At 65.3% G+C, this 25,753-nt stretch carries 26 protein-coding genes and 4 tRNA genes; 8 read left to right on the forward strand and 22 right to left on the reverse strand.

Features of this window, described 5'->3' with window-relative positions:
• Position 1 precedes the first annotated feature (1 nt).
• The 12 genes from CH251_RS22995 to CH251_RS23050 all read right to left on the reverse strand — a co-directional run bounded on the left by CH251_RS22995 (position 2) and on the right by CH251_RS23050 (position 13,196).
• Positions 2–2,494: a RelA/SpoT family protein gene (locus CH251_RS22995; protein ID WP_179273353.1), complete on the reverse strand. Its 2,493-nt coding sequence runs from the start codon at positions 2,492–2,494 to the stop codon at positions 2–4.
• A gap of 72 nt (positions 2,495–2,566) precedes the next feature.
• The gene (locus CH251_RS23000; RefSeq protein ID WP_094615214.1) at positions 2,567–3,106 is read right to left on the reverse strand and encodes an adenine phosphoribosyltransferase; all 540 of its coding nucleotides are present in this window, start codon (positions 3,104–3,106) and stop codon (positions 2,567–2,569) included.
• Complete coding sequence (locus CH251_RS23005) at positions 3,103–4,806, reverse strand: ABC transporter substrate-binding protein (protein ID WP_094615215.1); 1,704 nt, start codon at positions 4,804–4,806, stop codon at positions 3,103–3,105. The genes CH251_RS23000 and CH251_RS23005 overlap by 4 nt, the downstream gene beginning before the upstream one ends.
• A gap of 24 nt (positions 4,807–4,830) precedes the next feature.
• On the reverse strand, positions 4,831–6,012 hold the full coding sequence (gene secF / locus CH251_RS23010) for a protein translocase subunit SecF (RefSeq protein WP_094615216.1): 1,182 nt from the start codon (positions 6,010–6,012) through the stop codon (positions 4,831–4,833).
• Position 6,013: 1 nt separating this feature from the next.
• Positions 6,014–7,780 (reverse strand): protein translocase subunit SecD, encoded by a 1,767-nt coding sequence (gene secD / locus CH251_RS23015; protein ID WP_179273354.1) that lies wholly within the window; start codon positions 7,778–7,780, stop codon positions 6,014–6,016.
• A gap of 160 nt (positions 7,781–7,940) precedes the next feature.
• Positions 7,941–8,351, reverse strand: a complete 411-nt coding sequence (gene yajC, locus CH251_RS23020; RefSeq protein ID WP_094615217.1) for a preprotein translocase subunit YajC — start codon at positions 8,349–8,351, stop codon at positions 7,941–7,943.
• A gap of 138 nt (positions 8,352–8,489) precedes the next feature.
• Positions 8,490–9,518 (reverse strand): Holliday junction branch migration DNA helicase RuvB, encoded by a 1,029-nt coding sequence (gene ruvB / locus CH251_RS23025; protein WP_179273405.1) that lies wholly within the window; start codon positions 9,516–9,518, stop codon positions 8,490–8,492.
• A 54-nt stretch (positions 9,519–9,572) separates the two neighbouring features.
• Complete coding sequence (gene ruvA / locus CH251_RS23030) at positions 9,573–10,178, reverse strand: Holliday junction branch migration protein RuvA (protein ID WP_094615219.1); 606 nt, start codon at positions 10,176–10,178, stop codon at positions 9,573–9,575.
• Complete coding sequence (gene ruvC / locus CH251_RS23035) at positions 10,175–10,792, reverse strand: crossover junction endodeoxyribonuclease RuvC (protein WP_094615220.1); 618 nt, start codon at positions 10,790–10,792, stop codon at positions 10,175–10,177. Before ruvC ends, ruvA begins: the two co-directional genes overlap by 4 nt.
• Positions 10,793–10,899: 107 nt before the next feature.
• Positions 10,900–11,658, reverse strand: coding sequence for a YebC/PmpR family DNA-binding transcriptional regulator (locus tag CH251_RS23040; RefSeq protein ID WP_094615221.1), 759 nt, complete (start codon positions 11,656–11,658; stop codon positions 10,900–10,902).
• An 87-nt stretch (positions 11,659–11,745) separates the two neighbouring features.
• A complete protein-coding gene (gene pdxT / locus CH251_RS23045; protein WP_094615222.1) occupies positions 11,746–12,348 on the reverse strand; it encodes a pyridoxal 5'-phosphate synthase glutaminase subunit PdxT in 603 nt (200 codons plus the stop codon).
• On the reverse strand, positions 12,345–13,196 hold the full coding sequence (locus CH251_RS23050) for an acyl-CoA thioesterase II (RefSeq protein ID WP_037189431.1): 852 nt from the start codon (positions 13,194–13,196) through the stop codon (positions 12,345–12,347). The genes pdxT and CH251_RS23050 overlap by 4 nt, the downstream gene beginning before the upstream one ends.
• Before the next feature lie 41 nt (positions 13,197–13,237).
• On the opposite strand from CH251_RS23050, the gene CH251_RS23055 reads away from it, so the two are divergent.
• Entirely contained in the window at positions 13,238–13,888 is a 651-nt protein-coding gene (locus CH251_RS23055) for a hypothetical protein (RefSeq protein ID WP_256979252.1), read from the forward strand.
• A 10-nt stretch (positions 13,889–13,898) separates the two neighbouring features.
• On the opposite strand, the gene pdxS is transcribed toward CH251_RS23055, so the two are convergent.
• The 9 genes from pdxS to CH251_RS23100 form a co-directional block, all read right to left on the reverse strand.
• On the reverse strand, positions 13,899–14,840 hold the full coding sequence (gene pdxS / locus CH251_RS23060) for a pyridoxal 5'-phosphate synthase lyase subunit PdxS (protein ID WP_179273355.1): 942 nt from the start codon (positions 14,838–14,840) through the stop codon (positions 13,899–13,901).
• Between the two features lie 185 nt (positions 14,841–15,025).
• Positions 15,026–16,051, reverse strand: coding sequence for an NUDIX domain-containing protein (locus CH251_RS23065; protein WP_094615223.1), 1,026 nt, complete (start codon positions 16,049–16,051; stop codon positions 15,026–15,028).
• Positions 16,051–17,175, reverse strand: coding sequence for a glycosyltransferase family 4 protein (locus CH251_RS23070; RefSeq protein WP_094615224.1), 1,125 nt, complete (start codon positions 17,173–17,175; stop codon positions 16,051–16,053). Before CH251_RS23070 ends, CH251_RS23065 begins: the two co-directional genes overlap by 1 nt.
• Positions 17,172–18,077, reverse strand: a complete 906-nt coding sequence (locus CH251_RS23075) for a phosphatidylinositol mannoside acyltransferase (RefSeq protein ID WP_094615225.1) — start codon at positions 18,075–18,077, stop codon at positions 17,172–17,174. Before CH251_RS23075 ends, CH251_RS23070 begins: the two co-directional genes overlap by 4 nt.
• On the reverse strand, positions 18,074–18,757 hold the full coding sequence (pgsA, locus tag CH251_RS23080) for a phosphatidylinositol phosphate synthase (RefSeq protein WP_094615226.1): 684 nt from the start codon (positions 18,755–18,757) through the stop codon (positions 18,074–18,076). The genes CH251_RS23075 and pgsA overlap by 4 nt, the downstream gene beginning before the upstream one ends.
• Before the next feature lie 25 nt (positions 18,758–18,782).
• A complete protein-coding gene (locus CH251_RS23085; RefSeq protein ID WP_032397953.1) occupies positions 18,783–19,325 on the reverse strand; it encodes an HIT domain-containing protein in 543 nt (180 codons plus the stop codon).
• A 2-nt stretch (positions 19,326–19,327) separates the two neighbouring features.
• Entirely contained in the window at positions 19,328–21,388 is a 2,061-nt protein-coding gene (gene thrS / locus CH251_RS23090; RefSeq protein WP_094615227.1) for a threonine--tRNA ligase, read from the reverse strand.
• A 102-nt stretch (positions 21,389–21,490) separates the two neighbouring features.
• Complete coding sequence (locus CH251_RS23095; RefSeq protein WP_094615343.1) at positions 21,491–21,892, reverse strand: TIGR02611 family protein; 402 nt, start codon at positions 21,890–21,892, stop codon at positions 21,491–21,493.
• Between the two features lie 116 nt (positions 21,893–22,008).
• Positions 22,009–22,080, reverse strand: a tRNA-Val gene (locus CH251_RS23100).
• 242 nt (positions 22,081–22,322) lie between these two features.
• On the opposite strand from CH251_RS23100, the gene CH251_RS23105 reads away from it, so the two are divergent.
• The 3 genes from CH251_RS23105 (at position 22,323) to CH251_RS23115 (ending at position 22,594) form a co-directional block, all read left to right on the forward strand.
• Positions 22,323–22,394: transfer RNA gene (locus CH251_RS23105), tRNA-Gly, on the forward strand.
• 17 nt (positions 22,395–22,411) lie between these two features.
• A tRNA-Cys gene (locus tag CH251_RS23110) sits at positions 22,412–22,482 on the forward strand.
• Positions 22,483–22,519: 37 nt separating this feature from the next.
• A tRNA-Val gene (locus CH251_RS23115) sits at positions 22,520–22,594 on the forward strand.
• Positions 22,595–22,675: 81 nt separating this feature from the next.
• Here the strand turns inward: CH251_RS23115 and CH251_RS23120 are convergent.
• Positions 22,676–23,545 carry a bile acid:sodium symporter family protein gene (locus CH251_RS23120; RefSeq protein WP_094615228.1) on the reverse strand — a complete coding sequence of 290 codons (870 nt, stop codon included), beginning with the start codon at positions 23,543–23,545 and terminating at the stop codon, positions 22,676–22,678.
• 221 nt (positions 23,546–23,766) lie between these two features.
• Between CH251_RS23120 and CH251_RS23125 the strand changes: the two genes are divergently transcribed.
• The 4 genes from CH251_RS23125 to CH251_RS23140 are packed head-to-tail and all read left to right on the forward strand — an operon-like array spanning position 23,767 to position 25,753.
• Complete coding sequence (locus CH251_RS23125) at positions 23,767–24,060, forward strand: hypothetical protein (RefSeq protein ID WP_256979253.1); 294 nt, start codon at positions 23,767–23,769, stop codon at positions 24,058–24,060.
• Positions 24,053–24,760 (forward strand): alpha/beta family hydrolase, encoded by a 708-nt coding sequence (locus tag CH251_RS23130; RefSeq protein ID WP_094615229.1) that lies wholly within the window; start codon positions 24,053–24,055, stop codon positions 24,758–24,760. The genes CH251_RS23125 and CH251_RS23130 overlap by 8 nt, the downstream gene beginning before the upstream one ends.
• Before the next feature lie 16 nt (positions 24,761–24,776).
• The gene (locus tag CH251_RS27615; RefSeq protein WP_179273356.1) at positions 24,777–25,229 is read left to right on the forward strand and encodes a hypothetical protein; all 453 of its coding nucleotides are present in this window, start codon (positions 24,777–24,779) and stop codon (positions 25,227–25,229) included.
• Complete coding sequence (locus CH251_RS23140; protein ID WP_094615230.1) at positions 25,226–25,753, forward strand: GNAT family N-acetyltransferase; 528 nt, start codon at positions 25,226–25,228, stop codon at positions 25,751–25,753. Before CH251_RS27615 ends, CH251_RS23140 begins: the two co-directional genes overlap by 4 nt.

Here is a 25,753-nt window from a genome sequence, read left to right on the forward strand (position 1 = left end):
CTCAGGCGGCCGACGTCAGGCGGTACACGTCGTACACGCCCTCGACGTTGCGCACGACGTTCAGCACATGCCCGAGGTGCTTCGGGTCACCCATCTCGAACGTGAACTTGCTGATCGCCACTCGGTCCCCCGACGTGGCAACCGACGCCGAGAGAATGTTGACCTTCTCGTCGGCGAGCGCCTTGGTGACGTCGGAGAGCAGTCGGTGACGGTCGAGCGCCTCGATCTGGATGGCGACCAGGAACACCGAGGACGCCGACGGTGCCCACTGAACCTCGATGAACCGTTCGGACTGCTCTTCGAGCGATCGTGCGTTGGTGCAATCGGTACGGTGCACGCTCACCGATCCACCGCGGGTGACGAATCCGAGGATCTCGTCTCCCGGCACCGGAGTACAGCATTTCGCGAGCTTCGCGACGACGCCCTCGGCACCGGTGACCAACACTCCCGCGTCGCCGACCTGACGGGGTCGAGTGGGGATGGTCGACGGTGTCGACCGCTCGGCGAGCTCTTCCTCGACGTCGCCGACGCCACCGAGATGAGCGACCAGCCGCTGCACCACGTGGCGAGCGGACACGTGATTCTCGCCGACCGCGGTGTAGAGCGCGGAGACGTCGACGTATCGAAGCTCGTGCGCGATCGCCGACATGGACTCGGCATTCATCAAGCGCTGCAAGGGAAGTCCGCCTCGACGAACCTCCTTGGCAATGCCGTCCTTGCCTGCCTCCAGGGCTTCCTCGCGGCGCTCCTTGGCGAACCACTGACGAATCTTGGTCTTGGCACGCGGTGAGGCGACGAACCCCTGCCAGTCCCGACTCGGACCGGCGGTGGCAGCTTTGGAGGTGAACACCTCGACCACTTCACCGTTGTCCAGGGTCCGTTCCAGTGCGACGAGTCGACCGTTGACTCGTGCACCGATGCAGCGATGCCCCACCTCGGTGTGCACCGCGTACGCGAAGTCGACCGGACACGATCCGGCAGGCAGAGTGACGACATCGCCCTTGGGGGTGAAAACGAAGATCTCCTTGACCGCGAGGTCGTAACGCAGCGACTCGAGGAACTCCCCCGGATCGGCGGCTTCTCGCTGCCAGTCGAGCAGCTGGCGCATCCACGCCATGTCGTCGACCTCGGCGTTGTCCTGCGAATGCTTGCCCTTGGTCTCCTTGTACCGCCAGTGCGCAGCGATGCCGAACTCGGCTGTCCGGTGCATGTCCCGCGTACGGATCTGCACCTCGAGGGGCTTGCCCTCGGGGCCGATCACCGTGGTGTGCAGCGACTGGTAGACGCCGTAACGCGGCTGCGCGATGTAGTCCTTGAAACGGCCCGCCATCGGCTGCCACAGCGAATGCACCACGCCGACAGCGGCGTAGCAGTCACGGATCTCGTCGCACAGGATGCGAACGCCCACGAGGTCGTGGATGTCGTCGAAGTCGCGACCCTTGACGATCATCTTCTGATAGATCGACCAGTAGTGCTTCGGGCGACCCTCGACGACCGCACTGATTCTCGACGCGGCGAGTGTCGCGTTGATCTCGGCCCGAACCTTCTCCAGGTAGGTGTCGCGGGACGGCGCACGATCGGCCACGAGACGGACGATCTCGTCGTACTTCTTGGGATGCAGAATCGCGAACGCCAGGTCCTCGAGCTCCCACTTGACCGTGGCCATTCCGAGCCGATGGGCAAGCGGCGCAATGACTTCCAGCGTCTCTTTGGCTTTGCGCGCCTGCTTCTCCGGGGGCAGGAACCGCATGGTGCGCATGTTGTGCAACCGATCGGCGACCTTGATGACCAACACCCGCGGATCTCGCGCCATCGCGATGATCATCTTGCGGATGGTCTCGCCCTCGGCCGCTGTTCCGAGCACGACCTTGTCGAGCTTGGTCACCCCGTCCACGAGATGGGACACCTCGTCGCCGAATTCCTCGGTCAGCTTGGCGAGCGAGTATCCGGTGTCCTCGACCGTGTCGTGCAGCAGCGCCGCAACCAGCGTGGTGGTGTCCATCCCCAGCTCCGCCAGGATATTGGCCACGGCGAGCGGATGCGTGATGTAGGGATCGCCCGACTTGCGCATCTGCGAGGCGTGCAGCTCGTCGGCGACGTCGTAGGCCCGCTGCAGCAACGTCAGGTCGGCCTTGGGATAGAGCTCGCGGTGCAGGCTGACGAGTGGCTCGAGCACCGGCTTGACCGCGGCGCTGCGTCCCGCGGTGATGCGGCGCGCCAGACGTGCTCGCACCCGCCGCGATGCCGAGGTGGGGACAGGTGCAGAGTTACGGGTTCCGGACGGAGCCTGCGAATCGGTCGCCGCCGGGTCGTGGGGAGCCGGGTTGTTGGGAACCGGACCGTCGACGGCCGGGCGGGCATCACCTGACGCGGACTCGTCGGTCGTGACGACGTCGACTCCGGTCCGATCGGTAACTCCGGTCCGATCGGCAACTACGGGCCGCTCGGGGACGGCAGGCCCGTCGGGCAAGGGTTGATCGATGTATCGGGTCACTCTCATCACCTCCTGCCACACATTCCGCGCTGTCGTCGAAACGTCAACGCATTGTGACAGAGACTTTAGTCCTCATACTCGAACCAGGCAGCCGAGCGGGTAGCCACTGCACTTGTCGCGCCCGCCCAGAACGGCGATCTCGAGAACGACGGCAGCACCGGCGATCACCGCTCCCTGCTCGGCCAACAACCGAGCCGTCGCGTCGACGGTACCGCCGGTCGCCAGAACGTCGTCGACCACGAGCACTCGCTTTCCGGCCACGTCGATCGCGGTCGGGATCTGCAGTGCGGCGGTTCCGTACTCGAGTTCGTACGACCGTGAATGCACCGGAGGCGGCAGCTTGCCCGCCTTGCGCACCGCGAGCACTCCGCAGCCGAGTTCGAGGGCAACCCCGGCCCCCAACAGGAATCCACGTGCGTCGATTCCCGCCACCAGGTCGACGTCCTCGAAACCCAGAGCCAGTTCCGACACGACGCTGCGTAGCGCGGGGCCGTCGGCGAACACCGGCGTCAGATCGCCGAAACGCACACCGGGGACGGGAAAATCGTCGACCCACCGCGTGAGCCTGGTGACGGCAGCGGCAGCTCCCGCTCGATCGTCTGCGTCGTTCATCGAAGAAGCACCCACCGATCCATGTTCCATCCGGCACCTGCGGCCGTCGGGTTGGGCACCACGTCCTGCATGCCGTCACTGACGACAGTCGTACGCGGCTCGTTGTACAGGGGAAGCGACGGCATGTCGTTCCACAGGATGTTCTCGCCCTCGCCGGCCAGCGCCAGAATGCGCTCGGGATCGTCGGTCACCGCCAACTGATCGACGATGGAGTCGATTCTGCCGTTGCTGTAACCGCCGACGTTCAGACCGATGCCCGTCCGCAACGAATACCGTGCGGTCACCGCGGCAGCCGAACCCGACGGTCCGGGAAGCGATCCGCTGCTACCGAGGACAGCGTCGACGGTCCCGGCCCGCAGTGCGGACGGTGTGAAGTCCGGTGAGCTCGCGTCCTCGACGGTGATGCCCGCCGCCGCGCAATCGGCAGCCATGCGACCGACCACCTGGGCGCGGCGCGCATCCGGTCCCCGGTAGCCGACACGGACGGTCAGAGCATTCTCGCCCGCCGCCTCGAGTTCTCGGCTCGCCTGGTCCAGGTCCGAGCGCTGATAGCGATCACCCACCGCCGTTGCGACCGATGGATACTCGAGCGTGTCGGGCTGGACGAGACGAGAGTCGACGACGCCCGAGCCCAGGCCCGCCGCTTCCGCCTCGAAACCGGGGTGACCGAATGTGTCGAACAGATCCGATCTCGGGATGCACGCGGCCACTGCTCGACGAGCGCTCGCGTCGGCCAGCACCCCTTGGGTTGCGAACGTCAACTGCTCGACGCCTCGCGACGGTTGCTCGGTGGTGGTGAATCCCTCGGTGGTCCCGAGATCGACGGCACCGGCACCGTGGTCGACCACGTCCAACGATCCGTCCGCAACCTTCGCCGCCAGGTCGGTGCCCTTGGGCCAGACGACCACCTGCCCGGTCTCGGGTGGGTTTCCCCACCAGGCGTCGTTCGCCACGAGCACGAGACCGTCCTCGGCGGTGTAGGACTCGATGCGGTACGGGCCCGCCGAGGGCAGCAGCGAGAGGTCGATCGAGCCCGGTGTCAGGGCCCATCCGGTGTTCCAGAAGTCGGCGATGCGGCTCACCACGTCGTCGTCCTCGGCCAGGATGGGATCGACGACGTTCGGCACGCCCGCTGCTCGAGCCGCGACATGCGCGGGTAGCAGGTCGGTGGCCCCGAACAGGGCACGCCAGTTCTGGTAGCTGCGGCCGGACGCGAAGACGACCGTGGCCTCCTTGGCCCCGGGAACGCAATCGATGCGCTCGATGTCGGAGTACCCGGCCGTCGACGCCGCGTCGAACAGGGGGCGGTCGGTGGCGAATCTTCCACTGTTCGCCGCCCACGCCAACACCAGGTCGTCGCACGCCATCGGCGCACCGTCCGAGTACGTCGCGGCGGGGGCGATGGAGTACTGCACGGTCAGGGTGTCACCGGGAACCACGGACACGGTTCCGATGTCGTTGTCCGACAACGCGTCTCCCTCGGGCCCGAGGTAGCTGAAGCCCACCTGCACCCGAGTGAAGGCCTGCCGGGCTCCCGACGCCGCGCCGTCGACGGTTCTCGCGTTGTAGGTGTTCACCACGTTGTCGAACGAGTAGCCGATCGAGGGCACCTTGTCCTCGGGCGACGAACACGCGGTGATGGACACCGCGCCGACACTTGCTGCCACCAGTGCCGCGCTCCACCTGCGTTTCACGTGCACTCTCCGTCCCTGTCGAGGGTGGTTCTACCGACGCTTCTTGTTCCGCTTTCCGGTGGGGCGGTTACCCGGCTGCGGAGCCGACGCCTTCGGGGCGGCCACGCCGACAGCCACCGGCTCCGGAGCGAGGCCGGCTGCGCGAGCCGCCGCTTCGGCGCGCTTGGAGTGGACCTTGCGCGTGTGAACTGCGACGGGGCCCCACTTCTCCTTGAGCGTCACCAGCAACGGCGTGGCGAAGAAGATCGACGAGTAGGCACCGACGATCATGCCGACCAGCTGTACGAGCGCCAGATCCTTCAGCGTGCCCACTCCGAGCAGCCATACCGCGATGATCATCAATGCGATCACCGGGAGAACACCGATCACCGTGGTGTTGATCGAACGCATCAGGGTCTGGTTGACCGCCAGGTTGGCCTGTTCGGCGTACGTCTTGCGATGCAGATTGAGGATGCCGCGGGTGTTCTCCTCGACCTTGTCGAACACCACCACCGAGTCGTACAGAGAGAAACCGAGGATCGTCAACAGGCCGATCACGGTCGCAGGCGTCACCTCGAATCCGACGAGCGAGTACACGCCTGCGGTCACCAGGAGGTCGAAGGCCAGGGCAGCCAGCGCCGCCAACGCCATGTCTCGCTCGTATCGGACACCGATGTAGATGCTGACGATGACCAGGAAGACCACGAGTGCGATCAGGGCTTTCTGGGTGATCTGGCTACCCCACGTCTCACTTACGTCGGACACACTGATGGCATTGGGTGTGGCGGTGCCCGAGTTGTCCTGCGGCTGGAATGCCTCGAACAACGCCTGGCGAAGTGTGTCCACTTCGGCGGGGTCGAGTGCCTCGGAGCGAATCTGCACCGTTGCTGCGGCGCCCGCGCCGACGGTCTGCACCGATACCGGCGGCATGCCGAGCGAGTCGTCGTACACGGTCTCGACCTGCTCGGTGGTGATGTTGTCGGCCGCGGGCAGCGCGATCCGGGTTCCGCCCTCGAAGTCGATACCGAGGGTGAAGCCGCGGACGAGGAAGCTCAGCAGGCACACCAGCACGATGACGCCGGTGAGGATGTAGTAGAACCGTCGCCGACCGACGATGTCGAAGGCACCGGTACCGGTGTACAACCTCGACAGCCAGCTGTGTTTGGGCTGGGCGGATTGATCGACACCCGAATCGTCGAGGGGCGATGGGGTCGACGTTGTCGTGTCCGACATGTCATGCCTCCTTCGACGGCGCAGCGCCGGTCTTGACGGCGAGAGCCTTGTTGGCGGCGCGCTTGCGTTCGAGCGCGATCTGCTGGACGGCACCGAGACCGTTCACGGACGGCTTGGACCAGAACGTCGATTTGGACGCCAGGTACACCAGCGGCCAGGTCACCAGCACCACGACGATGATGTCCAGGATCGTCGTCAGTCCGAGGGTGAACGCGAAGCCGCGGACCTGACCGACGGCCAACACGTAGAGCACTGCGGCGGCGATGAAGCTGACCGCGTTGCCGGACAGGATCGTCTTGCGTGCGCGTGCCCAACCGCGAGGAACCGCCGATCGGAAGCTGCGGCCCTCCCGGATTTCGTCCTTGATGCGCTCGAAGAACACCACGAACGAGTCGGCGGTCATGCCGATACCGATGATCAGGCCTGCGATGCCTGCGAGGTCGAGCGTGAAGCTGATCCATCGACCCAACAGAACGATGATTCCGTAGACGACGAGACCGGCCAGCGCCAACGACAGTGCAGTGAGCAGCCCGAGGGCACGGTAGTAGAGCAGGCAGTAGACCAATACCAGCGCCAGTCCGATGGCACCGGCGAGCAGTCCGGCTTCGAGGGAGGCCAAGCCCAGTGTTGCCGACACCGTCTCGGCCTCGGAGGACACGAAGGACAGCGGCAGGGAGCCGTACTTGAGGGTGTTGGCGAGCTCCGACGCGGTCTGGTTGTTGAAGTTGCCGGTGATCGAGGTGGCGCTGCCCGCGGGGGTGGCCCCCTGGATGACCGGCGCGCTGATCACCTTCGAGTCCAGTACGAACGCAGCCTGCTTCTGCAGATTGGCCGCGGTGAACTGAGCCCAGGTGTTCGAGCCCTCCGTGTCGAACGTCAGACTGACCTGGAACTGGGCCTGCTGACTGTCGAAGCCGGAAGTCGCGTCGGATATCTGCTGGCCGTCGATGATGGTGGGACCCAGCAGATAGACGGCTGTTCCGTCGGTCGAGCACGCCACGAGGGGCAGCGCCGGATCGTCGTTGCCTGCGAGCGGGTCGGCGGCGTTGCAATCGAGGGACTGCATGGCCAGCTGCTGGATCTGCGGATCCTCGCTCTGTCGGAGAGTCTTGGCGTCGGCGATCTCCTGCGCTGCCCGCTCTGCGTCGGAGAGTGTCGCATCGGTGGCGGGATCGTCGGCTGCCGGTGCGTCCGTAGCAGGCGCATCCGTGGCCGGGGCGGGACTCGGATCGACCGTCGTCGGATCCTGCGCCGGGAACACCCGGCTCTGAGGCGCGGCCGGTGCCGCGGGGTCCACGGACGCAGCGGGGTCTGCGGGTGCGGCCGGATCGGTCGGCGCGCCCGGGTCGACCGGGGTCTGCTGCGAACCTGCATTCTCGCCCGCCGAGGGAGCGACGGAGCCCAACACCGGTCGGATGAACAGTCGTGCGGTCTGCCCAAGAGTGCGTGCCTGAGAGCTGTCGTCACCGGGCACCGTGATGACGAGGTTGTCTCCATCGATGACCACCTCGGAGCCGGAGACACCGAGACCGTTGACGCGAGTCTCGATGATCTGCTGCGCCTGCTTCAGGCTGTCCTGTGTCGGCGCATTACCGTCGGGGGTCCGCGCGGTCAGTGTCACGCGCGTGCCGCCCTGCAGGTCGATACCCAACTTCGGCGAGGGATCTTTGTCTCCGGTGAAGAAGACCATGGCGTACACCGCTGCCATCAGCACCGCGAAGACGGCGAGATAGCGAGCGGGTTGCACCGGTCCGCTGGAAGGTGCCACGGTGTGTGTTTCTCCTCTGGGCGATGGAAGTGTCGGTTCCTGCAGGGCCTGACGGCCCGATGTGTCGGCGGTGAGCGGTGCGATTGTGCACCACATCGGTCACCGCAGAGAAAACCGCTGCCGGATACTGTCTCCGACAGCGGTTTCGATCACATCGTGCTCACTCTTTTTCGAGCCTCTTCGACGTCTGCTCGATGGTCTCGTCCGGCCGACTCACGTCCGCCTTGCTCAGGGACGGTCCTGCGGTGTCGTTCGAAGCGAGGGCCGCGGCGTCCGCATCGGTGGTGGCGTCGAGGTCGGTGTCGTCGAACTCGGAGTCGTCGGGGAGCACCTCACGTACGACTGCACGCGACCAGGTGGTGACGACGCCGTCGGCGATCTCCAGGTCGATCGTGTCGTCCTCGACCAGGACGACACGGGCGTACAGGCCGGCGGTCGTGACGACCTCGTCACCGATCTTCAGCGAGTCCTGCATTTCCGTTGTCTTGGCCAACACCTTCTTCTGTCGACGCGCATTGAGAAACAGCGGTACCAGAAGGGCCACGATCAGCAGCGGAAACAGCAAATCCATCGGAAGGTCAGTCCTCGAAGTCGGGTTCGAAATACGTCATTGTCTCGTGCGAGAACGTCGCCGGTGCGGGCCTCGCAGCTACCCAGTGTGCCATTACCTGGAACCGGTCCGGTCCGTTCGTGTCCTGTTGTGCCCGATTCATTCGAATAATCCCTGCTGAACCTCCGAGGATCGGACCGAGATTCCACCCACCGCGAGGTCCGGTGGCGGCGTCAGACCGAGGTGTTGCCACGCAGCAGCGGTCGCGACGCGCCCGCGGGGGGTACGGGCGACCATTCCGGCACGTACCAGGAACGGCTCGCACACTTCCTCGACCGTCGACGGTTCTTCGCCGACGGCGACGGCAAGTGTCGACACACCCACCGGCCCGCCGCCGAAGCTGCGGATGAGCGCGCTCAGTACTGCGCGGTCGAGTCGGTCGAGACCGAGTTTGTCGACGTCGTAAACCACCAGGGCGGCCTTCGCGGTCTCCTGGGTGACGGTGCCGTCGCCGCGCACGTCCGCGTAGTCGCGGACCCGCCGTAGCAGTCGGTTCGCGATTCGGGGGGTGCCACGCGAGCGTCCGGCGATCTCCGCGCAGCCGTCCCGGTCGATCGGCACGCCCAGGATTCCCGCTGACCTCATGAGGATGCGCTCGAGTTCGCTCGGCTCGTAGAAATCCATGTGCGCGACGAATCCGAACCGGTCTCGCAGTGGGCCGGTGAGCGCACCCGACCTGGTGGTGGCACCGACGAGGGTGAACGGTGCGACCTCGAGTGGAATCGATGTCGCTCCCGGCCCCTTGCCGACGATGACGTCGACGCGGAAGTCCTCCATCGCCAGGTACAGCATCTCCTCGGCCGGACGGGCGATGCGATGGATCTCGTCGATGAACAGCACGTCGCCTTCGACCAGGTTGCTGAGCATCGCCGCGAGGTCGCCTGCCCGCTCGAGCGCCGGACCCGACGTGAGCCGAAGCGAGGTCCCCAGCTCGGCGGCGATGATCATCGCCATACTGGTCTTGCCGAGGCCCGGCGGCCCGGACATGAGAATGTGATCCGGGGTGCCGCCGCGCATCTTCGCCCCCGACAACACGAGCTGGAGCTGCTCCCGTACGCGAGGTTGACCGATGAAATCGGTGAGGTTCTTCGGACGCAGACTCGTCTCGACATCCAGGTCGTCGGACATCGCGTCCGCACCGACCTGGGATTCGGCGAACTGGTCTTCCTCGGTCACCCGGGCCTACCTGGACTTTCCGAGGTATGCCAGCGCCGACCTCAACGCCGTCGACGTCGTGGCCTCGGGCTGCTGGGCAAGAACCGCGTCGGTGGCTTCCTCGGCCTGTTTGGTGGGGAATCCGAGACCGATCAGCGCTTCGACGATCTGGTCTCGCATCGAATTGCCCGCACCGGATCCCGGCACGGCCGAGCTTCCGGCGCGTCCGACCACAGCGTCGACCTTGTCGCGCAACTCGACGACCATCCTCTCCGCGCCGCGCTTGCCGATACCGGGAACTCGGGTCAGAGCTCCGATATCGCTGTCCGCCAACGCCGTTCGCAGCGCGTCGGGCTCGTGCACGGCAAGAGTTGCCATGGCGATTCGCGGGCCGACGCCGGTCACGGTGAGGAGCAACTCGAACAGCTCACGCGACTCCTTGTCGGGGAATCCGTACAGCGTCTGTGAGTCCTCGCGCACGATCATGGTCGTCAGCAGGGTCGCTTCGCTCCCCCGGTGCAGCGTGGCCAACGTCGCCGGAGTGGCATTGACGCGATACCCGACGCCGGCAGCCTCGAGCACGGTGTGATCGAGCGCGATGTCGACCACCGAACCCCTGATCGACGCGATCATCGTGCTCCCGCCTCCTTCTTGGCCAACTTCTCGATCCTGCGTGCCACGACGGCGCGAGCCTTGCGCTCCTCGGCCAGACGCGCGTCGTACTTGCGCTTCTGTTCGGCGGCCATGGCTTCGGCCTTCGCCATCCGGGCGATCATGGGCGCCCGCCAGCAATGACAGATCCCGAGGGCCAGAGCATCGGCCGCGTCGGCGGGAGTCGGCGCAGTCTGCAGACCCAGAATGCGCATGACCATCGCGGTCACCTGAGCCTTGTCGGCCGAGCCGTTGCCCGTGACGGCGGCCTTGACCTCACTGGGAGTGTGGAAGCAGACGTCGACTCCGCGCCTGGCCGCGGCGAGGGCGATGACGCCACCGGCCTGGGCGGTGCCCATGGCCGTACGCACGTTGTGTTGAGCGAAGACTCGCTCGATCGCCACCACCGAGGGCTTGTGGGTATCGAGCCAGTATTCCGCGGCCTCGGAAATCCGCAGCAGACGCTGCGCCAGATCCATGTCCGCGGGCGTTCGCACCACATCGACATCGAGCGCGACCACCGTTCGGCCCACGCCACCCTCGATCAGACTGAGCCCACACCTGGTGAGACCGGGGTCGACACCCATCACCCGCACGCCACCACACCTTCCGCTTACGAACTGTTGTTCGATAGCGTAGCGGAGTCCACCGTCGGATCAGGGATACGACACCCGGTCGATCACCTCGTCGGATGCGAGGGGCGTCAGTCCTCCTCGTCGAGCTCCGCCATGACCTCGTCGGAGAGGTCGACGTTGGACCACACGTTCTGGACGTCGTCACTGTCTTCGAGGGCATCGATGAGCTTGAACACCTTGCGTGCACCGTCCGCGTCGACCGGGACGTTGACCGATGCCTGGAAACTGGCCTCGGCCGAGTCGTAGTCGATTCCGGCCTCCTGCAAGGCGGTGCGTACGGCGACCAAGTCGGTCGGCTCGCTGACGACCTCGAACGTGTCGCCGTTGTCGTTGACTTCCTCGGCACCGGCTTCGAGGACGGCCATCAGAACGTCGTCCTCGCTCTGACCGTTCTTCTCGAGGGTCACCACGCCCTTGCGCGAGAACAGGTAGGACACCGAACCCGGATCGGCCATGTTTCCGCCGTTGCGCGTCATCGCGACGCGAACCTCGCCTGCGGCGCGGTTGCGGTTGTCGGTGAGGCACTCGATGAGGATCGCGACACCGTTGGGTCCGTAGCCCTCGTACATGATGGTCTGCCAATCGGCACCACCGGTTTCTTCGCCTGCACCTCGCTTGCGCGCCCGCTCGATGTTGTCGATGGGCACCGAGGTCTTCTTCGCCTTCTGGATGGCGTCGAAGAGCGTCGGGTTGCCGGTGGGGTCACCGCCACCCGTGCGGGCCGCCACCTCGATATTCTTGATGAGCTTGGCGAAAGACTTGCCGCGTCGGGCGTCGATCACCGCCTTCTTGTGCTTGGTGGTGGCCCATTTTGAGTGGCCGCTCATGCGATAGGGCCCCTTCCTGCTCGAAATCAGTGTTGTCGACTTTACTCGCCCGGTACCGCGCTCGGCACCGACCGACCATCGAAGGTTCTAGCGGCCTCGCACCATGTCGACGAAGAGTGCGTGCACTCGATCGTCGCCGGTGACCTCGGGATGAAAGCTCGTCGCGAGAACGGAGTTCTGGCGAACGGCCACCACGCGTCCGGCGGCCGGTCCGTGCGGCACGGTGGCGAGCACCTCGACGTCCTCGCCCACCCGCTCGACCCACGGCGCACGGATGAACACCGCTCGCACCGGTCCACCGTCGATTCCGGTGACGTCGAGATCGGTCTCGAAGGAATCGACCTGACGTCCGAAGGCGTTGCGCCGCACAGTGATGTCCAGAGAATCGAGGTGCCGAGCGTCGGGCCGGGTGTCGAGAATCTCGGACGCCAGCAGAATCATGCCCGCGCACGAACCGTAGGCGGGCAGCCCCTCGGCCAACCGAGCGCGCAGTGGATCGAGAAGGTCGAACACGCCGAGCAGAGTGCTCATGGTCGTCGATTCCCCGCCGGGGATGATCAGTCCGTCGATCTGCGCGAGCTCGGCGGGCCGACGCACCGTGACACCGCGCGCACCGCTCGAGTCGAGCGCGGCCAGGTGTTCGCGAACGTCGCCCTGCAGTGCGAGAACCCCGATGGTCGGAACGCTCACTTGCGTCCGAAGGGATCGACATGGGGCGCGTCGGGGTCACGCTCGTAGCGCATGAGCCCTTCCTGCACCACCGCGGCGACCAGTCGGCCGGAGGTGTCGAAGATTCGCCCCTGCGTCAGTGCCCGCCCGAAATCTGCCGAGGGAGACGTCTGGTCGTAGAGCAACCATTCGTCTGCCCGAAAGGGCCGCAGGAACCACAGCGCATGATCGAGCGAGGCCGTCTGCGTGACGGCGTCCGGGTGTGGCACCTTGGCCGATCCGAGCAGCGTCATGTCGCTCATGTAGGCGAGTGCGCAGACATGGAACACCTGATCGTCGGGCAACGTGTCCCGGTAGCGGAACCACACCCGTTGCTGCGCAGCGAAACTGGGATGCTTGACGGTCTGGTCATCGGGAATGAGACGGATGTCCCACTCCGACCACTCCTTGTAGTACGAGTGGTCGTACTCGGCGAGGGTGGTGGGATCGGGCAGACTGTCCGGCCCCACGACCTCGGGCATGACGTCCTGATGCGAAATGCCGTCGTCGTCGCCGTGGAACGAGGCAGACATCGTGAAGATCGCCTTGCCGTGCTGAATTCCGGTGACGCGGCGCGTGCAGAAAGACCGTCCGTCGCGAATCCGGTCGACCATGAACACGGCCGGTTCGTTCGGATTGCCCGGACGCAGGAAGTAGCCGTGCAGCGAGTGCACACGAAACTCGGGGGCCACTGTGCGCACCGCCGCGACGAGAGCCTGGCCCGCCACCTGACCGCCGAACGTACGGGGCAGCCGAGAAGGGAACGTCCGTCCCCGATAGATGTCGTTCTCGATACGTTCCAATTCGAGAATGTCCTCGATGCTGGCCATGGCTGGTGTCCACCTTTCTGTGACAACGGCTCAGGCTAACAATGGACGGACCAGGCAAGATGGTCGGTGTGGGTCAACCGGTGCCGATATTTCCCGATCTTCTCGTGGAGTCGATCGTCGATTCGTGCCCGAACGAGGCCCGATCGATCGTCGTGATCGACGGCGCGGATGCCGCGCGTCCGGTCGACTTCGCCACGCGCACAGCCGAACACGCCCGCTCTATGGGCCGTCCGGCTGCCGTCGTCGACCTGCACGACTACGTCCGACCTGCGTCCATTCGATTCGAGTACTCGCGCACCGACGAATTGAGTTATCGCACACTGTGGTTCGACTACGAAGCACTTGTTCGAGAGGTCATTGCCCCGCTGCGGCCCGGTGGCGGAGGTCACTTTCTGCCGCGACTGTGGGATGAGGCGACCGATCGATCGGCTCGGGCCCGCAGTACCTCGGCGGCACCGAATCAGATCGTTCTGATCGCGGGACCCATGCTGCTCGGACGGGGACTGAACGTCGATCTGTCGGTGCAACTACGCCTGTCCCCGAGCGCATTGCGCCGCAGAACCAGCGCCGACGATCAGTGGACCTGCGCGCCACTGTTCGAGTACTACAACGGCCTCGACCACTCGGCCGAGCGGCCGGATTTTCTGGTCCGTTGGGACCATCCGGACCGCCCGGCACTGGAACGCAACTGACGGAGGTCCGTCACCAACCGCGCTCGGCGAGACGGTGTCCGACGGGAAGATCGTCGACGTTGATTCCGACCATCGCCTCGCCGAGACCGCGCGAGACCTTGGCGAGCACATCGGGGTCGTCGAAGAACGTGGTGGCCTTGACGATGGCCTCGGCGCGCTCCTTGGGGTTGCCGGACTTGAAGATTCCCGATCCGACGAACACGCCCTCGGCACCGAGCTGCATCATCATCGCTGCGTCTGCGGGAGTGGCGATGCCGCCCGCGGTGAACAGTGTGACGGGCAGCTTGCCCGCCCGGGCGACCTCGACGACGAGGTCGTACGGGGCCTGCAGCTCTTTCGCCGCCACGTACAACTCGTCCTCGGGTAGCGAGGTGAGGCGACGGATCTCGTCGCGAATCTTGCGCATGTGCGTCGTCGCGTTCGACACGTCGCCGGTGCCGGCCTCGCCCTTGGAGCGAATCATGGCCGCGCCCTCGGTGATTCGGCGCATTGCCTCACCCAGGTTGGTGGCGCCACAGACGAAGGGAACGGTGAAGTTCCACTTGTCGATGTGGTTGGCGTAGTCGGCCGGGGTGAGCACCTCGGACTCGTCGATGTAGTCGACGCCGAGGCTCTGCAGAATCTGCGCTTCGACGAAGTGGCCGATGCGGGCCTTCGCCATCACCGGGATGCTGACCGAGGAGATGATGCTGTCGATCATGTCGGGATCGCTCATGCGCGACACCCCACCCTGGGCGCGAATGTCGGCGGGGACGCGCTCGAGTGCCATGACGGCCACTGCGCCTGCGTCTTCGGCGATCTTGGCCTGATCGGCGGTGACCACGTCCATGATGACGCCGCCCTTGAGCATCTCGGCCATGCCTCGCTTGACGCGCGCGGTGCCGATTCCGTTCTCGCTCGATCCGCCTTCGGCAGATCCGGAGGGTGTGGTGGATGCGTGTGGGGTACTCAAGCGAAACTCCTGTGTTCTGGGCACCGTTCGTGGCGCTCCGGATCGATACGTGCGACCACGTTCGGCCGCGCACGCGTGGACGATCGCGCGCGGCGCGAAGTCGCGCCCAGAACTGTAGGCCTCGACGCGACGGTTTCCCATAACCACTTGACGATTGCTGGACTGCTCGAAAAGGGTCCAGATGGTCAGCGGATGGCGCGCACGTCCGGGTCGCCGCGTCGGGCGAGAGCCACGTTGACCTCGTCGAGCAGTTCCGCCAGGTCCTGGGGATAGACGTTCTCGCCGACAGCGCTGAGCGCACGGATGTCGGCCTCGGTGCACCACTGGTGGCCGGTCACGGTACGGCGCTCGAAGTCGGTGAAGCCGGCGCTGTGCGGCTCGAACTCCTGCGTTCGGATCGCGAAGAACAGTTCCTCCGAGCGGATCAGGGTTCCGTTGAACGGGAACGTCGCAACCCGACGCCACAGCGGACCGCGCAGATCGGCCGGAGCGATCGTCAGGCCGGTCTCCTCGTGTACCTCGCGCACCGCCGCCTCGCGGAGCGACTCGCCCTTCTCCACTGCTCCCCCGATGGTGAACCAGAAGAAGGTGTCGGGAACCGTCGGATCGTGTCCGCGCAGCAGCAGTACGCGGCCGCGCTCGTCGAGCAGCACCACCCGCGCTGACGTTCTCGGGGTGGCGCGGTTCTCGCTGCCGAACGTCGCGGCAGCAGACCGCTCGGCGATCTCGAAGTACGACGGCAGGGCGGCGGTTCCGCCGAGGTGCAACCAGCGAACCGGACGTCTGACGCGCAGTGCCAGGGTGTCGCGAACGGCATCGTTGTGAAACCGTCGTGCGATCAACACGCGGGCCTCGGCGTCGGCCAGTTCGGCGACCAGTTGCGGAGGCAAGGCGTTCGGTTCGACGACGGCCAGAGCCATGGACACAGCATTTTCGGCCTCTTCGCGCTGAGAGCGGTCGACGCGTTCGGCCCGATCGGCCAGTGCCGCAAGTTCTCTGCTCGACGGGGCCGAGTTGCGGGTGGCAGCGGATACCGCACGCGCGACGACGGCTCGGCGGGCGAGTGCTGCGTCGAGCGCCTGCCAGGCGAGGTCGGTACGTACGTGCAGGCGGTCGAGTCGGTTCGCCGTTCCGTAGGCCCACAGGCCGACGACGAGGATCAGTACGGCGATCAGCCCGAGTACCAGGATCGTCAGTGCCGAGAGGGTCATCAGTTCGCCGCCCGTACTTTCTGGCCCCCGAGGGTGACGGTTTCGTAGACGCGCAGAATCTGCTCGGCGACGACCGGCCAGTCGTAGGTGGCCACGGCCACCGAGGCGGCGTCGACCAGACGCGCACGAACGGCGTCGTCGGAGAGGATCGAGGTCACTGCGGCGGCGAGAGCAGCGGAATCGTCGATCGGGACCAGCAGCCCGCAGGTGCCGTCCCGCAGCACTCGCCGGAATGCATCGAGTTCGCTTGCCACCACGGGCGTTCCGGCGGCCATGGCCTCGACGAGAACGATGCCGAAGCTCTCACCGCCGAGGTTGGGTGCGCAGTAGACGTCGGCGCTACGCATTGCGGACGCCTTGGTCGCGTCGTCCACCTGCCCCAGGAACGTCAGGTGCGATGCGAGTGCGCCTGCGTCCTTACGGAGCTTGTCCTCGTCGCCGCGGCCGACGATGAGGATCTCGATGTCCGGGTGCGATTCGACGAGGGCGGGTAGAGCGCCGAGCAGGACGGCCATTCCCTTGCGCGGTTCGTCGAAACGGCCGAGGAAGAGCACCGTGCGACCGGCACGTGGATAGCCTTCCAGCACAGGGGCATCGGCGAATGCGGGTACGTCGACTCCGTTGGGGATCTCGACGGCGTCGGAGCCGAGGGCCTCGACCTGCCATCGTCGGGCGAGCTCCGACACGGCGATTCGGCCGCTGATCTTCTCGTGGTACGGACGCAGCACACCCTGAAAGGTGCTGAGCACCAAGGACTTCGTCGTCGAGGTGTGGAAGGTCGCCACGATCGGGCCGTCCGCGGCCTTGAGCGCCAACATCGACAGGCTCGGCGCGTTCGGTTCGTGGATGTGCAGCACGTCGAAATCGTTGTCGGAGATCCACTTACGGATTCGAGAATACGTGATCGGTCCGAATCGCAGCCGTGCGACGGATCCGTTGTAGGGAATGGCGAGTGCCTCGCCCGCCGACACCACGAAATCCGGTAGCTCGACGTCCTCGGACGCGGGAGCCAGAACGCTGACTCGGTGTCCGCGTTCGATGAACACCTCGGCCAACTGCTGAACGTGTGCCTGCACTCCACCGGGAACGTCGAACGAGTACGGGCACACCATGCCGATCTTCACGCGCCCTCGATTCGGGCGCGTCGCTCGGCCGACCAGTCGCTCATCCACAGCGGTTGCAGCATGTGCCAGTCCGCCGGATGGGCTCGGATTCCGGCGGCGAAATGATCGGCCAACGTCTGGGTGGCGGGCCCGACTCCGGCCGAGACATCCACCGCGGGCGAGATGTCGAATCCCCAGCCGTCGCCGTCGAAATAACCGTGCACCGGCAGCAGCGTCGCACCGGTGTCGATCGCGAGTTTCGCGGCGCCCGCGGGCATCCGGGTCGGTTCACCGAAGAAGGTGACCGGCACACCGTGCTTGGCGAGGTCCCGCTCACCGAGCAGGCAGACGACCTTGTTCTGGCGCAGCCTTTCGGACAACGCGAGCAGGGGCGGTTGCTCACCGCCGCTGAGCGGGAAGATCTCGAACCCCAGGCTCTCCCGATAAGCGACGAATCGCTGGTACAGAGATTCCGGCTTCAGCCGTTCGGCAACGGTCGAGAGCCCACCGTGCGTGCGCACGAGCCACATTCCGGCCATGTCCCAATTGCCGCTGTGCGGCAGCGCCAACACCACTCCCTTGCCTGCCGCGAGTGCACCCTCGAGATGCTCCTTGCCGTTGACGCACCGATCGATGACGGCGGCCTGCGCAGCCAGATCCATCGACGGCAACCGAAACGCCTCGCGCCAGTAGCGAGCGTAGGAGCGAACGCTGTCGCGAATCAGCTCGTCGGGTACCTCGGCGGGGGTGGTCCCCAGGACGCGAGCGAGATTGCGACGCAGCTGATCCGGGCCACCGCCACGTGTGGACGCGAAGTCGGCCCCGCGATCGAACAGTCGCCGTGCCACAGGCTCGGGCAGAGACCGGACCAGACGCCAACCGGCCGCGTAGCCGGCGTCGCTCGCTCGCTCGAAGAAATTCACGACGCGGCCACGTCGCCGTCGTCGGATGCCGGTGCAACCGGAGGCACGATGATGTCGCGGGCACCCTCGGATCCACGAACTGCGAGAACGCGTTGGAACACCGTCACGATGCTCAGGGCGGCGAGAATCCACATGGCCGGGTAGATCACGCTGTCCAGCCACGGAATGTCGAAGTGCCGTCCGACACCGGTGAAGCCGGCTCCGACCAGAACGATGACGAGGCGGTCGGGGCGTTCGATCCAGCCACCGTCGGCCGAGAGTCCGCTGGCCTCGGCGCGCGCCTTGGCGTAGGAGATCACCTGCGAGGTGACCAGGCAGATCAGGGTGGCCACCAGCAGCGGCTTGTCCTGCTCGGAGTACACCGCCCACCAGGCCAATCCACCGAAGATCGCGCCGTCGGCCACTCGATCGCACGTGGCGTCGAGCACGGCACCGTATTTGGTCCCACCACCCCGAGCCCGTGCCATGGCACCGTCGAGCATGTCGAACAACACGAACAGGGTGATGACGACCGAACCCCACCACAGGTAACCGGCGGGGTACATCGTGACCGCGGCCGTGACGGTGACGACGGTGCCGATGATCGTCACCGAGTTGGGCGTCAATCCGGTGCTGTTGAGGGCGCGCCCGAGCGGGGCGGTCACCTTCGAGACCGGCGCACGGCCGAAAATGCTCAGCACGGCGCGTGCTCCTCTCGCCTGTGGTTCATTCGTTCCAGGCCGACGCGAGCAGGGCCCGAGTGTCGCGGAGCAACTGCGGCATGACTTTTGCGCCGCTGATCACGGTGATGAAGTTCGCGTCGCCGCCCCACCGGGGCACGATGTGCTGATGCAGGTGCTCGGCCAGCGACCCACCCGCGGCAGCACCGAGGTTGAGCCCGACGTTGAACCCGTGCGGACGCGACACGCGCTTGATGACGCGAATCATCTGCTGCGTGAACGCCATCAACTCCGCGCTCTCCGCCGGCGTGAGGTCTTCGAGAGCCGCGACGCGACGGTACGGCACGATCATCGCGTGGCCCGGGTTGTACGGATACAGGTTGAGCACCGCATACACCGATTCGCCTCGTGCGACGACGAGACCGTCCTCGTCGCTCATCTTGGGAATGTCGGAGAACGGTTCGTTCGACTTCGCCGAGCCCTGGGGAGCCTCGGCGATGTAGGACATCCGGTGCGGCGTCCACAGTCGCTGCAGCCGATCGGGCTCACCGGCCCCGGTGACGACGATCGACTCGTCCTGTTCCGACATGATCAGCTCACTCCTGCGGGTTCGGTCTGCACGAGCTCGGCGGTCGGTGATGCGTTGTTGCGCTGGGAGATCCAGTCGGTGACGACGGTGATGGCCTGAGCCACGGGAACGCCGTTGACCTGAGTGCCGTCCCGGAATCGGAAGCTCACGGCACCGGCTTCGACGTCGCGTTCGCCGGCGAGGAGCATGAAGGGAACCTTCTGCGCCGTCTGATTGAAGATCTTCTTCTGCATCCGGTCGTCACTGGCATCGACCTCGGCGCGCACACCACGCTTCTTCAGCTCGTTCACCACCGCGAACAGGTGGTCCTGGTACACCTCGGCAACCGGGATTCCGACGACCTGGACCGGTGCGAGCCAGGCCGGGAACGCGCCGGCATAGTGCTCGGTGAGTACTCCGAAGAAGCGCTCGATGGAACCGAACAGCGCGCGGTGAATCATCACCGGGCGTTCCTTGGTTCCGCCCGAGCCGGTGTATTCGAGCTCGAAGCGTTCGGGCAGGTTGAAGTCGAGCTGAATGGTCGACATCTGCCAGGTCCGCCCCAGCGCATCCTTGGCCTGCACCGAAATCTTCGGTCCGTAGAACGCGGCCCCGCCCGGATCGGGCACCAGGTTCAGGCCCGACGCCGCCGCCACCTCGGCGAGGGTGTTGGTGGCTTCTTCCCAGACCTCGTCGCTGCCGACCGACTTCTCCGGGTTGCGAGTGGAGAGCTCGAGGTAGAAGTCGTCGAGGCCGTAGTCCTTGAGCAGCCCGAGAACGAATTCGAGGGTGCTGGTGAGCTCGCCGCGCATCTGCTCGCGGGTGCAGAAGATGTGCGCGTCGTCCTGGGTCATTCCGCGCACGCGGGTCAGACCGTGGATGACACCGGACTTCTCGTAGCGGTAGACCGAGCCGAACTCGAACAGGCGCAACGGCAGTTCGCGGTACGAGCGGCCGCGGGAACGGAAGATCAGGTTGTGCATCGGGCAGTTCATCGGCTTGAGGTAGTAGTCCTGGCCGGGCTTGCGGACGTCGCCGTTCTCGTCGAGTTCGGCGTCCAGGTGCATCGCCGGGAACATGCCGTCCCGGTACCAATCGAGGTGACCCGAGACCTCGTACAGATGACCCTTGGTGATGTGCGGGGTGTTGACGAACTCGTAGCCCTCTTCGATGTGCCGCTGGCGCGAGTAGTTCTCCAGCTCGTTGCGGATGACCCCACCCTTCGGATGGAACACCGGAAGACCTGAGCCGAGTTCGTCGGGGAAGCTGAACAGGTCCAGCTCGGATCCGAGCTTGCGGTGATCGCGGCGCTCCGCCTCGGCCAGCAGCTCGAGATGCGCATCGAGCGCTTCGGTGGACTCCCATGCCGTTCCGTAGATGCGCTGCAGGCCTGCATTGTCCTGATTACCGCGCCAGTAGGCAGCCGAACTGCGGGTGAGCTTGAACGCGGGCACGTACTTGGTGGTGGGGATGTGCGGTCCGCGGCACAGATCGCCCCAGATGCGCTCGCCGGTCCGGGGATTGAGGTTGTCGTATGCGGTCAGCTCTCCCCCACCGACCTCCATGACCTCGGGATCGTCGATGCCGGACTTGTCGTCGATCAGTTCGAGCTTGTACGGCTCGTTCGCCAACTCCTCGCGGGCCTGCTCCACCGACTCGTACACCCGACGCGAGAACCGCTGTCCGGCTTTGACGATCTGCTTCATCTTCTTCTCGAGTGCCGTCAGATCCTCGGGAGTGAACGGCTGCTGCACGTCGAAGTCGTAGTAGAAGCCGTCCTTGATGAACGGGCCGATGCCCAGCTTGGCGTCGGGGAAGAGCTCCTGAACGGCCTGCGCCAACACGTGCGCAGCCGAGTGCCTGATGACGCTTCGTCCGTCCTCGGTGTTCGCTGGAACCGGCTCGACCTCGGTGTCGCCCTCCGGTGCCCACGAGAGGTCACGAAGCTTGCCGTCGGGATCGCGCACCACGACGACGGCGTCGGGTCCCTTGTTCGGCAGGCCGGTGTCGCGGAGCGCCGTACCTGCCGTCGTTCCGGCCGGCACCATGATGCGGGCGGGCGAAACGGCGGCGACAACGGGCATGCTCACAGCGATGTACTCCTCGATCGGTTCTTCTGGCCAGGAAGGCCTCCGACAGCCTATCGGCATCGGTCCACTCGATTGGCCTCAGCGCGACGCGTGACGTCAGATCGGGCTTTCGAGCCACGTCCAGTCGAGCCCGATCCAGCCTCCGACCAACGCGAACGTGCCCAGCAGCCACAGCGTTGCCAGCACGACGACCGTGGTGAACAGCACGCCGAGGCCCTTGACGAACGTCGACTGCTTCGAGAACCACGCCATGAATGCGTCGTATCTCTTGCGGACGAATCGCAGCGCACTCTTGGCCCATGCGAATTCCGAAGCCAGGATGCCCAGGCCCGCGAAGACGATCAACCAGCCGGGCCCCGGGTACGGAATGGCGAGTACACCCAGCACCAACACGACTGTTCCGACGACTCCGACCGTGATTCGGTACGCGAGATCGAGAGACTTGTTCTCGGCGATGCGCGCTCGGAAGCGTCGGTGCGTCACCTTGGCTGTGTCCATCGGACCCTCGTCGGCGACGGCCTCGGGCTTCGTCTCTTCGGTGCTCACCGGCTCAGGTTACCGGCCTCGAACGCAAGAAGGCCCACACCGACGGGCGGTGTGGGCCTTCTTTTCTGTGGTCCCGGCTGGGATCGAACCAGCGACCTTCCGCGTGTGAAGCGGACGCTCTCCCACTGAGCCACGGGACCGAACGAGGCAAAACATTAACACGAGGTGCCGCGGCGAACCGAATCGCCTGCCCGATCACCGAATTCGCCCTGCGACGCCTCCACTGGACTCGTTCCGCCTCTGCTTTCACATCTTTCACATGCGCCGATCGGTCGAATTCCGCGGCTGACCACGAGATTTGTGAGTTTCACTCCCGTTGGGTTAATGTTTTCCCCGCACCACGGAGACAGCAACTGCCCAGCAGTGAACGCCTCCGGGGTATGCGGATGTGGCGCAGTGGTAGCGCATCACCTTGCCAAGGTGAGGGTCGCGGGTTCGAATCCCGTCATCCGCTCGAGGGTCTCGACCCATGGTGGAGTGGCCGAGTGGTGAGGCAACGGCCTGCAAAGCCGTGCACACGGGTTCGATTCCCGTCTCCACCTCGCTAGTGCATCGGTCGCAAGACCGATGCGAGGACACGCGCGATTAGCTCAGCGGGAGAGCGCTTCCCTGACACGGAAGAGGTCACTGGTTCAATCCCAGTATCGCGCACCACAGTTCGACCAGGTCAGGCCCCCTTTCGAGGGGGCCTGATTTGTTTGTGCCGGGGTCGCCTTCGATCCGTGATGCCCGACGTCATGACGAGACCTGTGTGCGAGTCCGTCCGCTAACCAGATAGCCGAATGCTGTGGCCAATACGTACATGAGGAACGAGTAGACAGCGGCCGGTATCGCCACCTCGGTGCTTTCGAGCACGCTCAACGCGACCGTGAGGGCAACGGTTGTGTTGTGGATTCCGATTTCCATCGAGACCGCGATGGACTGCGGCTCACCCATCTTCAGCACTCGCGCAGCACCGTAGCCGATGGCAAGGCTTGCGATGCAGAACAGCCCCGTCACCAGTCCGACCTGTTCGAGGTAACCGACAACGTTGGATCGCTCGCCGACAAGAGCGCCGACCGCCACCAACACCAAGATGATGATCGAGAAGATCCGCACCGGTCGATCCGCGCGTTCGGCGAACGCCAGGGAGCGACTGCGCACCAGCATGCCGAGTGCCACCGGAATCAGCACGATAGCTATTACCTGCACTATTTTGCCGAACTGCAGGCCCAATTCACCGTCTGCATCGAAGTAAGCGATGGCGAAGTTGGTGATGACGGGAATGGTCACGGCTGCCAGAACCGAATTGACCGCAGTCAATGTGATGTTGAGTGCGACGTCCCCACGGAACAGGTGCGAGAACAGGTTCGCGGTGGTCCCGCCCGGTGATGCGGCCAGCAGCATCACTCCGACAGCCAGCAATGGCGGCAGGTCGAACAGCAGAATCAGTCCGAATGCGAGAACAGGAAGAATCAAGATTTGGAGAGCCAGGGCCATCACAACGGCCCGGGGTGTACGCGCGGTGCGTCGGAAATCCTCGACGGTCAGCGACAGTCCGAGTCCGAACATGATGATCGCGAGTGCGATGGGCAGAAACGTCGAGATCAATACCGAGTCGTCCATGGATTCCTTCTGGTGCGGGAAACGTGAGATGAGTGTGCGGCATTCGTCCGTTTCTGGCGAGGGTTCGATGGAGAGAATGGAAATGACTTGTTCGGATTGCGCGGTCGATTCGACCGTTTACGACGGGGCATCGGCGCGCATCCCGAAATCAATTGTGGTGATTCACGCCATAGAAGTGCACAGTGGAGATGACGCACACACTTCGACGGAAGGACACTCACGTGTCGGACGATGCTCAGAGCGAACCCACAGTCGACGACGCCACCCTGGAAGAAGCGAAGAAGTCCGTCGAGGGCCTCGACGACAGGTATCGACCCGGTGCCCGGCCAACGGTGGCCCTTCCGGGGACCAACGGCACCGTCGCCGGGACCGCATTCGCGGACATGGTCGACGACAACGGTGAGATGGTGGACGCCGATCAGCAGAACTCCACCGACTCCGACGGCTCTGCCGGCGACGCCGACACGGATCACGCCGACACCCAGGAAAAGGTAACGTCCTCGAACGATGCCTGAACTCGATGGACCCGACGCCCCCGCCGACATCGATCTCGGCGGGGGCGTCGCCTTTCTGCACACACCCTCGATACCGTCCCGGGGCGGCCTCGTTCTGACACACGGTGCGGGCGGCAACTGCGAATCGATTCTGTTGCAGCGCATCGCCGCAGTGTGGACGGCAGCCGGGTTCACGGTGCTGCGGTTCGACCTTCCCTTTCGAGTACGTAAGCCCAAAGGACCGCCGCACCCGTCCCGGTCGGCCGAGGACCGGCTGGGCATCGCTGCGGCCGTCGAGCGCCTTCGCGCCGAGACCGACGGATTCATCGCATTCGGCGGGCATTCCTACGGTGGCAGGCAAGGGTCGATGATCGCGGCCGAACGACCGGGCCTCGTCGACGGTCTCGTCCTGACGTCCTATCCCCTGCACCCGCCGGGCAAGCCGGAGAAAGCTCGTACCCAGCACCTTCCCGAACTGCGAACACCGGCGGTGGTGGTGCACGGTACGAAGGACCCGTTCGGCACCACTGCCGAATTGAGCGCTGCGCTCGCGCTCGTCCCGGCACCGACACTGCTCGTCGACCTCGCGGGTGCAGGCCACGACCTTGCTCCGATCAAGTACGACGCAGCGACGAAAACCCTTGCCGGTGCCGCCTCGTTGTTCGGTGCCCCGACGTCCGATTCGTCGGTTGTCGTCCCGCTCTTCGACCCGTCGAGCTGAAGTGGTCTACTAAGGCATGCCGACCTGGGGATGGTTCATCGTGGCGTTGGTCCTCGTCGACGCCGCGGTGCTCGCGGCGTGGCTGTTGGCCCGCAAGAAGCCCGGCTCGTCCCCGGAGACATCACGCAACATCATGCTCGTCGGTCTCGACGAGAGCGCCCGCGCAGACATTCATCAACTGCTCGCTGCCAACAAGAAGGTCCAGGCCATCAAGGTCTTCCGTGAACGAACAGGTGCCGGGCTCCTCGACGCGAAGAACGCGATCGACAGCGTGCAGCGCGGCGAGCCGTTTCCGTCCTCGGCCACCATCACCGACGCCGCGCAATCCGCTCCGACACCCTGGGACGATCTGATCCCGCGGTTGCAGTCGCTGAAATCGGAGGGCAAGGCGATCTCGGCCATCAAACTGCTGCGCGACCGAACCGGTCTGTCGTTGCGCGATGCCAAGAACGCAGTGGATCTGCTGTGACCGTGCGCGTGGCAGCACTCGCCGATGCACATCGCGTCGCCGAGGTGGCCGCGTCGACCTTTCCGCTCGCCTGCCCGCCGGGAACCCGGCCCGAGGACATCGAGCAGTTCATCTCGAATGTGCTGTCGGCCGAGCACTTCGAGAACTACATCGCCGACGCGACCAGAACGGTCCTCGTCGACGAGACGGCAGGCGCAGACGTGGTGGGCTACGCGATGCTCGTGTCCGGGACTCCCACGGACCCGGACATTCGCGCGGCCCTCTCGCACCAGCCGACCATGGAGATCAGCAAACTCTATGTGCAACCGACCCAGCACGGCAGCGGAGCCGCGGGCCGATTGATGTCGTCGTCGCTGTCTCACGCCCGCGACTCCGGTTGTGCCGCAGCATGGTTGGGCGTCAATCAGCAGAACGTGCGGGCGCAGAAGTTCTACACCAAGCACGGATTCGAGATCGTGGGCACCAAGACGTTCGTCGTCGGAGTCCAGACGCACGACGACTACGTGATGCAGGTGACGCTGTGA

The sequence above is a fragment of the Rhodococcus sp. 06-462-5 genome, from assembly GCF_002258315.1.
Lineage (GTDB): Bacteria > Actinomycetota > Actinomycetes > Mycobacteriales > Mycobacteriaceae > Rhodococcoides.